The organism is Spongiibacter sp. C9W, from assembly GCF_057370015.1.
This window is the reverse complement of the sequence record NZ_CM170672.1, coordinates 3,301,662-3,317,534: the sequence shown is the minus strand read 5'-3', so window position 1 is coordinate 3,317,534 and position 15,873 is coordinate 3,301,662. Positions and strand designations below refer to the sequence as shown.

The 15,873-nt window shown below is 57.9% G+C and carries 15 protein-coding genes; 2 read left to right on the top strand and 13 right to left on the bottom strand.

The features are described 5' to 3' along the window. Positions 1-128: 128 nt before the first annotated feature. From nadA to AC2Q8J_RS15695, 7 genes are all read right to left on the bottom strand, one after another. A complete protein-coding gene (nadA, locus tag AC2Q8J_RS15725) occupies positions 129-1,181 on the bottom strand; it encodes a quinolinate synthase NadA (protein WP_486451762.1) in 1,053 nt (350 codons plus the stop codon). An 88-nt stretch (positions 1,182-1,269) separates the two neighbouring features. Further along, positions 1,270-1,995: a 6-phosphogluconolactonase gene (gene pgl, locus AC2Q8J_RS15720; RefSeq protein ID WP_372878363.1), complete on the bottom strand. Its 726-nt coding sequence runs from the start codon at positions 1,993-1,995 to the stop codon at positions 1,270-1,272. Further along, positions 1,988-3,439: a glucose-6-phosphate dehydrogenase gene (zwf, locus tag AC2Q8J_RS15715; protein WP_486451761.1), complete on the bottom strand. Its 1,452-nt coding sequence runs from the start codon at positions 3,437-3,439 to the stop codon at positions 1,988-1,990. Before zwf ends, pgl begins: the two co-directional genes overlap by 8 nt. After that, positions 3,429-4,091, bottom strand: coding sequence for a bifunctional 4-hydroxy-2-oxoglutarate aldolase/2-dehydro-3-deoxy-phosphogluconate aldolase (locus AC2Q8J_RS15710; protein ID WP_486451760.1), 663 nt, complete (start codon positions 4,089-4,091; stop codon positions 3,429-3,431). The genes zwf and AC2Q8J_RS15710 overlap by 11 nt, the downstream gene beginning before the upstream one ends. Then, positions 4,084-5,922: a phosphogluconate dehydratase gene (gene edd, locus AC2Q8J_RS15705; protein WP_486451759.1), complete on the bottom strand. Its 1,839-nt coding sequence runs from the start codon at positions 5,920-5,922 to the stop codon at positions 4,084-4,086. Before edd ends, AC2Q8J_RS15710 begins: the two co-directional genes overlap by 8 nt. Positions 5,923-6,090: 168 nt before the next feature. After that, on the bottom strand, positions 6,091-7,230 hold the full coding sequence (locus AC2Q8J_RS15700) for a CaiB/BaiF CoA transferase family protein (RefSeq protein ID WP_424143022.1): 1,140 nt from the start codon (positions 7,228-7,230) through the stop codon (positions 6,091-6,093). 99 nt (positions 7,231-7,329) lie between these two features. Continuing rightward, entirely contained in the window at positions 7,330-7,929 is a 600-nt protein-coding gene (locus AC2Q8J_RS15695; RefSeq protein ID WP_154653851.1) for a TetR/AcrR family transcriptional regulator, read from the bottom strand. Positions 7,930-8,046: 117 nt separating this feature from the next. Here AC2Q8J_RS15695 and AC2Q8J_RS15690 point away from each other — a divergent pair, with 117 nt between their 5' ends. Continuing rightward, positions 8,047-8,835 (top strand): crotonase/enoyl-CoA hydratase family protein, encoded by a 789-nt coding sequence (locus AC2Q8J_RS15690; RefSeq protein WP_486451758.1) that lies wholly within the window; start codon positions 8,047-8,049, stop codon positions 8,833-8,835. Here AC2Q8J_RS15690 and AC2Q8J_RS15685 read toward each other — a convergent pair. Genes AC2Q8J_RS15685 through AC2Q8J_RS15660 form a run of 6 tightly spaced genes read right to left on the bottom strand, consistent with a single transcriptional unit; the run spans position 8,824 to position 14,481 of the window. After that, a complete protein-coding gene (locus tag AC2Q8J_RS15685) occupies positions 8,824-9,345 on the bottom strand; it encodes an MOSC domain-containing protein (protein ID WP_486451757.1) in 522 nt (173 codons plus the stop codon). The genes AC2Q8J_RS15690 and AC2Q8J_RS15685 overlap by 12 nt on opposite strands. Then, complete coding sequence (locus tag AC2Q8J_RS15680; protein WP_486451756.1) at positions 9,342-10,145, bottom strand: sterol desaturase family protein; 804 nt, start codon at positions 10,143-10,145, stop codon at positions 9,342-9,344. The genes AC2Q8J_RS15685 and AC2Q8J_RS15680 overlap by 4 nt, the downstream gene beginning before the upstream one ends. Then, positions 10,138-10,794, bottom strand: coding sequence for a TIGR04282 family arsenosugar biosynthesis glycosyltransferase (locus AC2Q8J_RS15675; protein WP_486451755.1), 657 nt, complete (start codon positions 10,792-10,794; stop codon positions 10,138-10,140). The genes AC2Q8J_RS15680 and AC2Q8J_RS15675 overlap by 8 nt, the downstream gene beginning before the upstream one ends. A gap of 16 nt (positions 10,795-10,810) precedes the next feature. Continuing rightward, positions 10,811-11,521 carry a TIGR04283 family arsenosugar biosynthesis glycosyltransferase gene (locus tag AC2Q8J_RS15670; protein WP_486451754.1) on the bottom strand — a complete coding sequence of 237 codons (711 nt, stop codon included), beginning with the start codon at positions 11,519-11,521 and terminating at the stop codon, positions 10,811-10,813. Then, a complete protein-coding gene (locus AC2Q8J_RS15665; protein WP_486451753.1) occupies positions 11,514-12,314 on the bottom strand; it encodes a DUF547 domain-containing protein in 801 nt (266 codons plus the stop codon). Before AC2Q8J_RS15665 ends, AC2Q8J_RS15670 begins: the two co-directional genes overlap by 8 nt. Before the next feature lie 4 nt (positions 12,315-12,318). After that, on the bottom strand, positions 12,319-14,481 hold the full coding sequence (locus AC2Q8J_RS15660; RefSeq protein WP_486451752.1) for an FAD-dependent oxidoreductase: 2,163 nt from the start codon (positions 14,479-14,481) through the stop codon (positions 12,319-12,321). Positions 14,482-14,719: 238 nt separating this feature from the next. Between AC2Q8J_RS15660 and AC2Q8J_RS15655 the strand changes: the two genes are divergently transcribed. Next, positions 14,720-15,862: a GGDEF domain-containing protein gene (locus AC2Q8J_RS15655; RefSeq protein ID WP_286840259.1), complete on the top strand. Its 1,143-nt coding sequence runs from the start codon at positions 14,720-14,722 to the stop codon at positions 15,860-15,862. The last annotated feature ends 11 nt before the right edge of the window (positions 15,863-15,873 follow it).

The following is a 15,873-nucleotide window of genomic DNA, read 5'->3' as shown; positions in this document are numbered from 1 at the left end:
TAGCCACAACAGTAATAATCGGATTAGTGTGAACAGGCCCTAAAAGCCCGCAGCAAATTGCGGCCTGTTAGCAACAGTGTGGATGGCCTTATCCCTTGACGGGGTAACCTTAGCTTCGACCAGTGAGCTCAGGGCTTGTTTGCAGCGGCAAAGTCCAACATACGGGTCAGCGGTTTCATGGCTTTCTCACCGAGCGAAGGCTCGACAAATACTTCATTACCGCCGTTCTCCAGCACCTCAGCCAGATTTTCCAGTGCGTTCATCGCCATCCAAGGGCAATTTGCACAACTGCGACAGGTAGCGCCGCTGCCAGCCGTTGGTGCGATCACAAACTCCTTGTCCGGCACCAACTGTTGGAGCTTGTAGAAAATACCTTGATCCGTCGCCACGATCATTTGCGGGTTGGGCAAGTCACGCGCCGCATTGATGATCTGCGTCGTTGAACCGACCACGTCAGCCAGCGCAACAACGCTCGCCGGAGACTCCGGATGCACCAATACCGCCGCATCGGGATACACCTGTTTCAGGTCGAGAATACCCTGCGCTTTAAACTCTTCATGGACAATACATGCGCCATCCCAGAGCAGCACATCTGCGCCGGTCTCACGCTGCACATAGTCACCGAGGTGTTTATCCGGTGCCCAGAGAATTTTCTCTCCCTGGCTGTCCAGGTAGTCCACAACGTCCAGCGCAATACTAGAGGTGACGACCCAGTCTGCTCGGGCTTTCACCGCCGCAGAGGTATTGGCGTAGACCACGACAGTGCGATCGGGGTGGGCGTCGCAAAAAGCGGAAAACTCATCTGCCGGGCAGCCAATGTCCAGCGAGCAGGTCGCCTCCAGAGTCGGCATCAATACCGTTTTCTCGGGTGACAGAATTTTCGCCGTTTCCCCCATGAACTTCACGCCAGCGACGATCAACATCGACGCCGGATGGTCGCGACCGAAACGCGCCATCTCCAGCGAGTCCGACACGCAGCCACCGGTTTCTTCTGCCAGCGACTGCAGTTCGGGGTCGGTGTAATAGTGAGCGACCAACACCGCGTCTCTCGCTTTGAGCAGCGCTTTAATACGCGTCCGCAGAGCATCGCGCTCCGCTGCGGGACGCGTCGAGGGCTCGTTGAGCCGGGCCAGATGTTCGCGCACCAACTCTTGTGCTATTGCCTGTTCCGCCAATGTCATTTCCCCATGCTGAGGACGAAAAGCGCCAGATTTTAACAAAAAAACAAACGGCTAAGCCAGAGATCAAGCTATTTAGCCTAACCGACCATCAAGGTGCCCAGTACACGCTGATCGGTACATTCTGCCCGAACAGGGCGGCAACCGGGGCAGCGTGATCAGCATACAGTGCCCGCTCCAGTACGTGCCGCTTCTCCTCACCGCAGATTTGCAGCACCAACTCGCTGCAATTGAGTAAACGCGGCAGTGTCAAACTCAAGCGCGGGTAGGGGCTCGCGGCGGTTTCCAGCGCCATACACGGCAGTGCAGAAGCCATATCCAAAGCCGCGTCGAGCTGCGGGCTGTCGGGAAACAATGAGGCGCAGTGTCCGTCACTGCCCATGCCCAATACGACGCGATCAAAGCTGGGCATGGCGCCTAAAGTTAGGCTCGCAAGGGCAGCGTCTTGTTCGGCTGACTCAGTGTGCGGCGACTTAAGTGGTACGAAGTGCGCCGCAGCCGCTGGCCCGCGAAACAGTCGCTCCCGCAATAGCCGTTCATTACTATCGCGGTTATCACTATCGACCCAGCGCTCATCGGAGAGCGTCACGGTCACTTTCGACCACTCCACAGCCTCATCGGCCAGCAGTTCCAGCAGACGCTCGGGCGTGGTGCCGCCGGGCAGGACGAGGCTTGCCGCCCCGCTCACGCGAATACCCGCCGCCAGCGCCAGACTGAGGTCGTCACACAATGCCGCGGCCTGAGACTCACGGCAGCTGAAGCTCAACAGCCGTGCCCCTACTTGATTGAGGCGCCGCTCTAACAGGTGCTCATTCATGCCAGCTCCGTCCATCTCTCTCGATCAGCAGCTCGGCCTTAGCCGGCCCCCACGACCCAGCATGGTAGTGCGATACTGGCATGGCCTGGCTCTGCCACGCCTGGATCAGTGCATCACACCACTGCCAAGCCTCCTCAACCTCTTCGCGGCCGACAAAAAGCGAAGGGTCGCCATTAATGACATCCAAAAACAGCCGCTCGTAGGCATCGGGGATACGGTTCATGCCCGACGACCCGAGGAAATCCAAGTTTAAATTTTGGCGAGCCAGGGCCATTTTATTCTTGAGGCTATGCATCTTGGATACCATCTGCATTTCAATCCCTTCATTCGGCTGAAGGCGGATCACCAGTCGATTGGGGATATTTTCGCCAGTGGAAAAGATATTGTGCGGCAGGCTTTTGTAGGTAATCACGATCTCCGTCAATTTTTCCGGCATCCGTTTACCCGTGCGCAGATAAAATGGCACCCCGGCCCATCGCCAATTATCGATATGCGCTTTAATTGCTACGAAAGTTTCGGTATCGCTTTCCGCCCCGTCACTATCGGCTTCCTCCATGTAGGCGGGCACCGCCTCTCCACGGTACCAGCCCTGAGCATACTGGCCACGCACCGCGTGCGCGTCGACGCTGGCGGCATCGATGCGGCGCAATGCGCGCATAATTTTGACCTTTTCGTCGCGGATGCTCTCCGCCGTCATGGCATTTGGCGGCTCCATCGCCACTAGACAGAGCAATTGCATCAAATGGTTTTGCACCATATCGCGCAGCTGCCCGACACCGTCGTAGTAGGACCAACGCCCCTCTATGCCGACGGTTTCCGCCACCGTGATCTGGATATGGTCGATACAGCTTTGATCCCACTGGGCATTGATAAAACGGTTAGCAAAGCGCAGCACCAACAGGTTCTGCACCGTTTCTTTACCGAGGTAATGATCAATGCGATAGATATTCTCTTCACTGAAAAACTGCGCAACCGTCTCATTGACGGCCTGGCAACTGGCAAGGTCCTGGCCAACGGGCTTTTCAAGTACCAGACGGCTTTGCGGGTCGATAAGCGCATTGGCGCCGAGCTTCTCGCATATCGGGCCAAACAAACTGGGTGGCGTTGCCAGATAAAATATGGCGCGCCGCCCCGGCGACAGGAGCGCCGCCAACTGCTGGTATTCCCCGCTCTTGCCGAAGTCGATACAACAGTAGTCCAAGCGCTGACAAAAGCGCGCCCACTGCTCGGTGGCAGGATCGCCCTCACTGGCCTGGGCCACACGATGTTTGATTGCCTCCAGAAATTGCTGCCGATCCTGGTGGCGCCTAGCTAAACCGATAATGCGCATATCAACAGGCAACAGATCCGCGCAGTGCAGCTGAAAAAGTGCTGGATAGAGCTTACGCCCCGAGAGGTCGCCAGCGGCACCGAATATCAGCAAGTCGCAATCATTACTCACCATTCACCCCCATCGACGCCCGCAAGGTCTGTGCACGCTTGGCTGCCACAGTCGCTCGCTCGCGAATGGCCGGCCAGTTTTCCTCTGCCTGAAGCGCTGGCGGCGCGATCCACGACCCTCCCATACAGGCCACTGATGGCAGGGCCAGGTAGTCCGCCATATTGTCCAGACTGACACCGCCCGTCGGACAAAAACGCATCATTGGCAGCGGCCCGGCAAGCGCCTGCAAAACCTTCGCTCCGCCCATCGCCTCGGCGGGGAAAAACTTCACAAGATCTATGCCCTGCTCCAGACAGCGTATCGCCTCCGTCGCGGTGGCGACCCCAGGCATATAGGGCAGGTCGCTGTCGGCACAGCAAGCCATCAACGCCTCGGTCGCGCCGGGCGTAACAAGAAACTCACTCCCCGCCGCGCGCGCCCGCTTTACATCGTGCGCGTTCAACAGCGTTCCGGCACCAACGCACACGCCGTCGACCCGCTGTCGAATCACATCTATCGCTTCCAGCGCCGCCGATGTTCGCAGCGTCACTTCCAGTACCGGCAGGCCACCATCACGCAAGGCGATAGCCAACGCCTCTGCGTATTCCGGGCGGGCCACGCTCAATACCGGAATAATCGGCGCGCGGCTGACAATCTGCATCATTGTGTTACTCATGGCTACGCCCCTCTTCGCTTGTAAATAGCACCGAGGCTCCCATTTCCGCGCTGGTCACCTGCTGGCGTACCCCGGCAAACATTTCTCGGCCGACCCCGTCCGTCGCCACCGTAGATGCCAGCGGCGTACGCGAGGCCCATTCGTGCTCGTCGACCAAGCAATTCAATTCGCCTGCGTCGGCATCGATGACGATCTCATCGCCATCGCGCAGCCTCGCAATCGCTCCACCGGCTGCCGCTTCGGGCGAAAGGTGAATTGCAGCTGGCACCTTGCCCGAGGCGCCAGACATCCTGCCGTCGGTAAGCAACGCCACGCGGTGACCGCGGTCCTGCAAAACGCCAAGCAGCGGCGTGAGTTTGTGCAATTCAGGCATACCATTGGAACGTGGCCCTTGATAAGGCAGCACGACCACACAGTCTTTGTCTAATTCCCCGGCACGAAAGCGGCTTTGCAAGTCATCCTGGCTTTGAATAACCAGCGCGGGCGCGCGAATCTTGCGCCGTGAAGAGGGTACCGCTGACACTTTGATTAACGCGCGCCCGAGATTCCCTGTTACCAGCCTGAGCCCGCCCTCGGCATCGAATGGCGAACTCATCGACGCAATAACGTCGGTGTCCAAGCTTTTCTCGGCAGCCTGCCGCCAGCGCAGCTCGCCCTGTTCCAGGTAGGGCTCACATACATAATCGCTCAGCGTCTCCGCCCACATCGTTCTGGCATCGCCATGCAATAAACCGGCGTTTAACAGCTCAGAGAACAGCAGCCCGCTGCCCCCCGCGGCGTGAAAATGATTGATATCCGCCTCACCGTTTGGGTAGGCGCGCACCAACAGCGGGACAAGCCGCGACAGCGCATCCAAGTCATCCCAATTCACTAACACGCCGGCAGCTCGCGCTATCGCCGGTATATGTATGCCGTGATTGGTCGATCCACCAGAGGCGAGTAAAACCACCATGGCATTAACGATCGAGCGCTCATCAATCACCTCGGCCAGCGGGCGGCATCGCGGGCCAGCGCGGCTTATTTTGCAGATATGCTGGGCGGCCTCGCCGGTAAGCGCTTCGCGAAGCGCCGACCCCGGGTTGACGAAAGACCCGCCCGGCAATTGCAAGCCAAGGGCCTCAAGTATCAGCTGGTTACTATTGGCAGTACCGTAAAAGGTGCAGGTGCCGGCGCTGTGATAAGACGCAGCCTCAGCGTCGAGCAGGGCCTCGCGATCTATTTTGCCCTCGGCAAATAACTGGCGAACGCGCTGCTTCTCGCTATTTGGAATACCGCTGGGCATCGGGCCAGCCGGAATAAACAGGGTCGGCAAATGGCCAAAATGCAAGGCACCGATAAGCATACCGGGGACAATTTTGTCGCAAATGCCCAGGCACAATACGGCGTCGAACATCTGATGGGAAAGCGCCACCGCCGTTGCCTGGGCAATCACATCACGACTGAACAAGCTCAGTTCCATGCCCGCCTGCCCCTGGGTCACACCGTCACACATCGCCGGCACACCGCCGGCCACCTGGGCGGTGCAACCGAGCTCTCGGACGTAGTTTTTTATGCGCTCTGGGTAATCGCGAAAGGGTTGGTGAGCCGACAACATATCGTTGTAGGCCGTGACAATACCGACATTGGCCGACTCCATCAGCCGAATGCGCGCTTTGTCAGTACTGTCGCAGGCGGCAAAACCGTGGGCAAGGTTGCCACAACTGAGCTGCTGGCGATCGGGCTGTTGCCCCCCTGCCCGACGCTGACGACTCAGGTACGCTGCACGGCAGTCGCGACTGCGGTGTGCAATCGCATTCGTAATGCGCAGCAATTCCGGGTGTATGGAAACCATTGCGGCCTCTCCTGTGGCGCTGGCAAGCGCCCGGCACAGCGTATCAAAAGCCCGTTGATACGGGCCGAACAGCCAGCTGTCTATTCACTATAGATGCCATGCGAGAAGCATACCAGCCCCAATATTCGGGCCTGCAGGAGAGCAGCAATACCTATGACTACGGCGTGCTTAGGTCAATACGCCTTCCGCTCGCAACGCTGCCAATTGCGCCTGATCATAACCGGCCTCGGCCAGTACTTCGTCGGTGTGCTGCCCTTGGCGCGGCGCTGGCTGGGGGACCTCAGGGCGGGAGCGGCTAAACTTCGGTGCAGGACCGGGCTGAACATGGCCGCCGACCTCGACAAAACTTTCCCTGGCTTTATTGTGAGGGTGCAGCGGGGCCTCGCGCATCGATAATACCGGCGCGACACAGGCATCTGTGCCCTCCAATAGTTCACACCAGGCATCGCGCGTACGCGTCTTGAACACCGCCGCCAGTTTTTTCTTCAGTTCCGGCCAGCGGGCCACATCAAACTGACCGCCAAAGGTATCCTCGTCCAGGCCGATCTTTTCTTTGAACAGTTGATAGAACTGTGGCTCGATGGGCCCCACCGACAGATATTTACCATCTTGGGTTTCATACACCTCATAGAAATGCGCCCCGGTGTCCAGCACATTCACGCCGCGCTCGTCCTGCCAATTGAAGGCCTCGGTATTCAAATAGCTGTACATCATATGCATCAGCGCCGCGGAGCCCTCAACCATCGACACATCCACCACTTGGCCAGCACCGCTGCGCTGTGCTTCGAGCATGGCCGACACCACGCCAAACGCCAAAAACATGCCGCCGCCACCAAAGTCACCTACAAGGTTTAAGGGGGGGACCGGTTTGTCACCCGCGCGACCAATGCCGTGCAGGGCGCCGGATAAAGAAATGTAATTGATATCGTGGCCAGCTGCCTGAGAGAGAGGCCCGGTCTGTCCCCAGCCCGTCATGCGGCCGTAGACCAGCTTGGGGTTGCGAGCCATACACTCCTCGGGGCCGATACCCAAGCGCTCGGCGACACCGGGGCGGAAGCCTTCAATTAAGGCATCGGCCGTTTCACATAAATTCAGCAAGGCCTCAACCGCCCGCGGATCTTTCAGATTCAAGGCGATCGATTTTTTGCCCCGCTCGCTAATGCTGTTTTGAGGCTGGGCGCCGTCAGCCAATGAACGTCGCGTAACCGAGATAACTTCAGCCCCCATGTCGGCAAACATCATCCCCGCGAAGGGGGCAGGCCCTAAACCTTCTATCTCGATAATACGCAGCCCGTGAAGCGGTCCCATTGTTATCCCTCTTAGTATGTGAAACACGTGACGAGCCGCCAATAAAAAGGCGGCTAAAGCCGCCCATTATTGCCCCATTTCCACTGCCCTGCCAACACATCATGCGACGAGCATACGGTGCACACTGTCGATAGTTGCCTTAGCCGTAGCGGCCTCGCCACCGTCTCTCTCGGGAGAGGACGAACAGCCAAAGCGCTGAGAAATGGTGTCTAATGCATTGTGCAGCGCCGCGCCAAGCAACAAGTAGGCGATGGCGCGAGCATTAACCTGTCGGGCAATACGTCCATCCTCCTGCAGACGCTGCAGGCGCCGACACAGCGCATAGTGGACAAGGAAAAGATTGTCGGTGGGTGCACCGCCGTTGTTATCGCGATGACTACCCGTCCAAAACGAGGCCGTCAGCGGCGCGCCGGTAATATAAAATCGCTCAGCATGGTGATAAACCAACTCCAGCCACTGGCGCAGGTCTTCGGTGGATCCATGCTCAACACAGTCTTTTGCTTCCACCAGCTCCGGTAGACGTTCGTTGATCAGCGCCCGCAACATCCCGGCTTTATCACCAAAATTATTGAATACGCTGGCTTCTGTGGTACCCGCTTTTGCAGCAACCCCGCGCGTGGTCAGCGCTCCCGCCCCCTCATCGCGCAGCAGCATATAGGCCGCATCCAGCAGCCTTTCTCTTACTCTAGGTCTAGCCACCTTTAATCACTCCATTGATATAGGCTGGCGTTATTACACCCGAGCCATCGCGCAATGTACAAGTCGCTGCGCTAATATCTGGCTGAAATTTCAATAAAAATGCAGGAAACCGCCAATATGAGTATTACCGCGCCCGTTTCATCTCACACTGATGGAGATATTTGCCACATCCGTATACGGCGACCCGCCCACCGCAATGCGGTAGATGGCCCTACTGCCAGAGCCCTGGCCCTGGCAATGCGCAATTTCGACAATGACCCCGAGAGCAAAGTGGCAATTCTCAGCGGCGAAGGCAGCCACTTTTGTGCCGGAGCGGACCTGAAAGCCTTCTCCAGTGAGGACCCTGAGCGGTACAACCCATTAGACGAGGACAGCGACGGCCCCATGGGCCCCAGTCGCATGCAGCTACAAAAATCCGTAATCGCCGCCATTGATGGCTATTGCGTGGCGGGTGGCCTGGAGCTGGCCCTGTGGTGTGACCTGAGAGTCGCCACCGAGGACGCGATATTCGGGGTGTTCTGCCGACGGTTCGGCGTGCCGCTCATTGACGGGGGCACCGTTAGACTGCCACGACTGATTGGCCACAGCCGCGCAATGGACATGATTTTAACCGGAAGGCCTGTCGATGCTAATGAGGCACTGGCCTTCGGCTTGGCCAATCGGGTTGTCCCAAAAAATCAGCTGTTAGACAGTGCCAAGGCACTGGCGCAACAAATCGCTCAAACTCCCCAGCAATGCATGCGTAACGACCGTCGCAGCGCTTTAGAGCAGTGGAGCATGGCCGAAACTGACGCGCTGAAAAATGAATTTGCACTGGGGAAAGCCAGCTTAGCGGCCGGTGAAGCACTGAGCGGCGCAAAGGCTTTTAGTCAGGGTGCGGGTCGCCACGGTCAGTCACGAGAGTGAGCTCGGCAAGGCGGACTCAGGCAGCGGCACTAGTGCATCGCCCACAGCAACGCGACCGCCACGCACCACCCGCAGGCAAAGGCCTCCGTAGCCGAGCATGGCCACTACGGCGCCGTCTCCTAAGGCCTGTTCCATCCGCGAGCAGGGCTGGCAAAGGGCATTGGCTTGGAAAATTGCCTCGCCAATTTGAAAATACTGATACCGCAGAGCATTGAGATTGATACCTGAGACAACCAAGTTGCGGCGCAGCAGGGCCGGGTCGACACTGTCTCTCCCCAAATGCGCTGCGATACTACTCATAAATTCTCGGCTGATTAGTGACACCTGGCGACCGGAACCGGCGCGGCCGCGCAAACGGCGGTCGCCCTGTAAGCCCATGCCCTCAAGCGCCTGGCACTGTTCCACCACGACCATCGGTGCCTTGCGCTCCGGGCGCACGCCAATCCACTCCAAGCGCCCCTGCGGAAGGTCGGCCAAGTATCGAGATAACAACCGTCCCTGCGCGTTCATGTGTTACTCCTCGGCCCATTACTTTCCCGACGAAACGGCAGAATAAGCAGCGCGAGCAACTGCCCCGCCCGCTGCTGCGCGCCGGGCAGGCCCAAGCGCACCGCCGCATCCCCCTCTCGGGCGTGCGCCCGAAAACTCCCAAACAACCAGTCCCACCAGGGCACGCTAAAACCGAAATTACTGTTGGTTTCCTCAACGCGCTGAGAATGGTGAATGCGGTGCAGAGTGGGCGTTATCAATACCCGGCGCAGGCTGTGTTCCAACGTGTTGGGTAGGGCGATATTACTGTGGTTGAACATAGAGCAGGCATTTAGCACCACCTCAAAGATCAGCACAGCCAAGGCCGGTGCGCCAAGCGCCACAATGAAAACGCTTTTTATCACCATGGAAAGCAGCAGCTCGATGGGGTGAAACCGCAGCCCGGTTGTTACATCCAAGGCCGTGTCGGCGTGGTGAACGCTGTGCAGCCGCCACAGCCAGGGTAGCCGGTGAAACACGCGATGCTGCCAGTATATTGCGCAGTCCAGCACCGCAACGGCAATGATAAGTTCAAGCAGCGCTGGCCACTCAATCTGATTCAACAACCCCCAGGATTGCTGTTGCGCCCAGAGGGCAACCCCGGTGGCCGCCAAGGGAAAGACAACGCGCAGGGCGACACTACCTATGGCCAACAAGCCCAGGTTCGCCAACCAGCGGCGGCGAGAGGCCTTGCGAAAGGGCTGCCACACTTCCAGCAGCGCCAGCACGATAAACAGGCTAGAAAACACCCCTAAGCGCAGCGCGCCCTCCCATTCAGCCACTGACACGCTCCCTATAGCTGCGCAGCGGCGGGCAGCATTCAATAAACGCCGCGGGCTGCGCTGAAATGTCCGACGCGTCATCCAGGTCGGGCAGCGGCGTGTGCTCCTGCCAGCGCAAGCCGGCATCAGCCAAACGACGACGTGTTTGCGCAAGAACCCTGTCCGTACTCCACGCCACGCCGTCAAAGACGGCTGCACATTCTCTGGCCAAGGCCAATAGTACATAGCCGCCATCGGTAGCGGGAATCACCGCAGCGTCAACGTTTTGCAGCGCACACTCGGCCCAGCGCAAATGTGCAGCGGTCAGCGACGGGCAATCTGTTCCAATCAAAATCACCCCGCTTGCCTCGCGAACGCCACGCGACGCCGCCCGCGCCATCCGCTGCCCCAGATCCCCTTCCCCTTGCTCGACACTGGAAAAAGCCGTCAGACCGCGAAACGCTTGCCAGCATGCCGCGTCAGGCCCTGGGCTCAATTGGTACTCCACCGCCATTGTCGGTGGCAGCTGTGAGCATAGCTGCGCATTCCAGGCCAACAGCGACTCCGCCACTTCCGCCGCTGCCTTCTCCCCCAGGGCGGGGGCCAGGCGTGTTTTGGCACGACCGGGTAAGGGCGCTTTGGCGAAAACTTTGACTGCTGTGACTGTCATCCCTCCCTCCTTAGCCCTAACCGTAGTAGCGGCGCGCAATATCGTCGGCCGAACGACCCATAAAGTAGGCAATTCGCAGTCGCCACATCAGCAGAATTGTCGCCCACACGCCCTTTTCATCCCAGCGCCGCCCAGAGGTAATTACCGGCTGGGATAGACAGTGCGGTCGGCCTGTTCGCTTCAGTCGTCGACTGATTTCGATATCCTCCATCAGCGGTTGTTCCGGAAAACCCGACACCGCCGCAAATACCTCTCGGTGGACAAAAATGCCCATATCACCGGTGGCGATACCGGTAATGCGTGACCGCCAGTTCATCATGCTTGCAACCACCTTTAGCATTGACGAGCGCCCGTGTATTCGCACATCAAATCGTCCCCAGCCGGGCGGCTGCTGCTCGCAGTGACGGCGCAACGCCATTAGCGCCTCTGTGCTAAGTAGCGTATCGATATGCAAAAATAACAACCATGCTCCACTCGCCTGCGCGGCCCCGGCATTCATCTGCCGAGCGCGGCCCGCATCACTGGCAATGACGCGCAAGCCCTGCGCTTGCAAGTACTCGACAGAGCCATCGCCACTGCCGCCATCGACAAACAGCCACTCTACGGCGCCGTGGCTTTGCTTCAAATGCAAAATGGTGGGCAGCACAGCAGGCAATAGCGCCCGCTCATTGAGCAGAGGAACGATGATCGACAGCAACGGCGGACCTTGGCAGCTGGACTCAGTCACGCTTATTCAGCGCCCAGTTATAATCGGTATGGCGAATGCGCAAGGCGCCGCTGCGCAACTGACGTTGCTGCGCGCTGCTTAATCCGAGCGCGTTACCATAATGGGCAAGAAAATCCGGCAGCGAGTGTAGGTCGCGCCAGCCTTTGGCGAAATCCTCTTCGTACCAATCAAATATTGGCGACACCCGCAACGCCCCCTTGCTTAGGCCATTGCGCTGACGATCTGATAAAAATCGCTGGGTCGCGGCTTCCAGCTGCTGCTCCAGTTCATCGCCTCGATAAGGCTCCCTGGCCAGCGCAGGACAGCCGATGCTGGCGCAATTTACCGCGAAATGAATGCGAGGCTCGGCATAATTTTCTCGAATCATTTCATGCTCCAGCTCATCGAGACTGCGACGCTTGCCAAGTAAGTCAAAGAACGACAGCTTCCAGGGCGAGCGAAACCAGCCACCGATCTCTCGAATGGAATCGATGCCAGGGTAATGGCGCAAAATCAGCTCCACTGTCCAGGCGTTGTAGGCATTGATCAAAAAAGCCAACTGCCGCGTTTCTGACCAGCGATCAAATTCCGCCGGCGACACCGCAGATAACGTTTCGATGTAACGCGCAAGCACGGCACGGTCTTTGGCAAAGCTGCTGTAATCGACCGTTGTCGCGTAGCCCCCCTCAGCCACATAGACATGCTTGGATAATAGGCTTTGCCAGAGCGCGTGCTGATCGTCAGCCCGAGAAAACTGCGCAACAATCGTCAATACCACAAAACCAAGCGTCCGCCACCAAACTGACTTCGCCACGCGATCACCCCCCTCTCTGCCAGCGGAAGAAACGCGCCAAGAGCCGCAGTATTCGCTCCGGCTGATGGGCCTTGCGCCACTCTCCGGCAAGGTATTTGTTACCCTCTGCCCAGGTGGGGTAAGGGTGAATCGTCGCCAGTATTTTCCCCAAGCCAAGCTTGTGTTTCATCGCCAGCACAAATTCTGCCAGCAAATCACCGCCCTGACTCCCGACAATGCACACGCCCAGAATACGGTCACTGTTCACTGGGGTAAGGACTTTGATAAAGCCCTGCGCGTTGCCGTCGCAAATCGCCCGATCTAAATCGTCCAACCCGTAGCGCGTGACCTCGTAGTCGATACCCTGCGCTTTGGCTTCCTGCTCATTCAAACCCACGCGCGCCACCTCCGGGTCGACATAGGTCACCCAAGGTATCACTGAATAATCTACGGCGAATTTTTTAAATTGCCCAAACAGGGCATTAACGCTGGCATACCACGCTTGATGCGCTGCGACATGGGTAAACTGATACGGCCCGGCAACATCACCCGCGGCATAGATATTGGGCATCAAGGTCTGCAAGTACTCATTGGTATCCACCGTCCTGTCAGTGGTGATTCCCAATTCTTCCAAACCAAACCCGGTCAATCTGGCACTGCGGCCAACCGCACAGATCAACAGGTCGTAGGCGACTGCCGACTCGCCCTCCGCATCGCCGTGCTGGACAATCAAACACTTTTCGCCATCGCGCATTTCACAACGCACGGCGCGGGTATGACACCGCACATCAACCCCGTCGCGGCGCAGCTGCTCGGTAACAAAATCGGCAACATCCTCGTCCTCTTTCAGCAGCAGCCGCGGCAGCATCTCGACCTGGCTTACGGCGCTGCCCAATCGAGCAAAACACTGGCTTAGCTCGCAGCCAATAGGCCCGCCGCCAAGCACGACCACTCGCTGGGGTAGCCGCTCACAGCGCTCCAAGTGATCCCACAGCGTATCGCTGGTAACAAAACCGAGCTCGGCCATGCCCGGCAGCGGCGGCACAGTCGGCGACGCTCCCGCCGCGATGACAATTGACCGCGTTGTTAACCGCCGGCTGCCGCCGTCACGATCACGAATTTCCACCGTCCAGGGATCGACAATCGTGGCGTAGCCCTGAATCACATCAACGCCCAGCTCGGTGTAGCGCTCCACACTGTCGTGGGGGGCAATGGCTGCAATCACGTCTCGTACGCGGGCGATCAAACGCGGGAGATTTAACGCGGGTTTGTGTTCCTCAAAACCATATTCCTCAGCGCGGCGGGCAGTAGCCGCCACCTTGGCCGACTTTATAAGCGCCTTACTCGGCACACAACCGGTGTTCAGACAGTCCCCGCCCATCTCGTTTGCTTCGATCAGGCTGACCTTCGCCTTGACCGCCGACGCGATATAGGAAGTCACCAGCCCGGCTGCACCGGCACCAATCACCACCAGGTTTCGGTCAAAGGATGTTGGTCGCGACCACCCGCGGTAAACACGCCGCGCCTTGACGAAGGCGATAATACGCTTGGCAATAAGCGGAAAAACTCCCAGCAAGGTGAAGGACAGCAACAGCGCCGGAGATAAAATACCGGACAGGCTTTCCAGGCTACCCAACTGAACACCCGCATTCACATAGACCGCGGTGCCGGGCAGCATTCCCAACTGGCTCACCCAGTAAAAGCGCCGCGCCGACATAGCCGTTAAGCCCATCAACAGGTTGATTAGGAAAAACGGAAAAATCGGCACCAGACGCAAGGTAAACAGGTAGAAACCGCCCTCTTTACTCACCCCTTCATCAATACGCTGAAGGCGCTGAGGAAATCGCCGCTTCAGGCTGTCGCGAAGCAGGTAGCGCGCGACGAGAAACGCCAGCGTCGCGCCAATCGTCGAGGCGAAAGACACTAACAGCAGCCCCTGGAAAAGGCCGAAAAACGCCCCGCCTGCCAGCGTCATCACCGCCGCGCCAGGCAGAGATAATGTCGTCACCAGTACATAACAGATGAAAAAAAGTGCAAAGAAACCTGCCGGATGAGCCGTTTGAAATGCCGCTACCTGAGACCTTGCCTGCTTGAGGCCATCCAGGCTCAAATAATCCCCGAGCCCGCTGCTTAGCAACAGCACACCGGCTCCAAGCAACAACAGTATTAGCAGTATTTTCTTTTTCATGACTCATCTAGGGCCTGTTTACACTCATTGGCGTTCGTCAAGCATTCGCTCGGCGCTCACCGTTATGACGCACCGAATGCGCTACCGTTACACTCATCGAACGAGCTATGCACGCATGGCACACAATCGAAAAAGTGCGTATTATCCCCCGCTGCCTTCAACGGAGTATGTGGTACCAGCTGGCGGCAAACGAGAGATGGAACCCTCAATTAATAATAATGTTGAATAGACGCTAGCCATGATTCCACATATTCAAAACCTCTTGTTCAGGGTGATCGACCCCTGGATACCCCCCAGAGTGCCAGTCGGCAGCACCGAGCGATCGCTGTACCGTTTCCTGGCCAGTATTCTGGTTGGCACTTTCGCCTATCTCATTGTCTTGTTAACGGTAAATCAGACACTGCTGCCGCTAACGCAAGACGGTAAACGCCTCATCAATTATTTTTCTCTGGGTCTTACGTTTGGTATCACCATAGCACTGCTGACGCTACGTATTGCCGCAAAACGCCACCTGGCATTGCATATATTTATCACCACCCTCACTGGCGGCCTGGTCTATGTTGCGAGCATTACCGGTGGCTTGGGCTCACCCGCGGTGATCTGCTCGGTGATTATTCCCGCCCTCGCGACCCTTAGCATCGGTGCGAAGGCGGGCATTGGCTGGAGCCTTTGTGTTGGTTTAATTGGCTCGGGAATGTTCATCGCTGAACAACAGGGGCACAACTATCGCAACATCATCATCGACGCCAACCAAAGCCTGGCCGAATTTTCCTGCCTGGTGACCACCCATGCTTTTATCATTTTCATCGCCGTTTACTACGAGCTGAACAGCAGAAAACTGAGCAAGCAACTCCGTTTCGAGCAAAGCAAGTACTTCCACCTTGCCCACCATGACAGCCTGACCGGAATCGCCAACCGCCGCCACTTTATCGATGCCATCAATCGGGAAATTTCCCGAGCCAAGCGCAAGGGCGATCAATTCAGCGTTCTCTACTTCGACTTGAATAAATTCAAAGAGGCCAACGACAAACACGGCCACCACTTCGGCGATGAGATTTTGATCGCCTTTGCTAACCGGCTACGTCAGGAAATCCGCGAAGACGACTTTGTTGCTCGACTGGGTGGTGATGAGTTTGCCTTGCTGCTGCGCTCGCTAGGGCGCGCAGAAGTTGTGGAGCAGCGTTTAGATGCCCTGATCCACAACCTGTCCACGCCGCTACAACTCGGCGGCGTCGACTATCAGGTAAGTGCCAGTGTCGGCTACGCCATTTACCCTCAACACGGCAGCAATGACGAGGAACTGCTGAAGGTCGCAGACCAAAACATGTACCGGGTGAAGCGCGGCGAGCGCGACAATGTTGCCGCGCCCCAATCGGTGTAGCGCATCGCGTC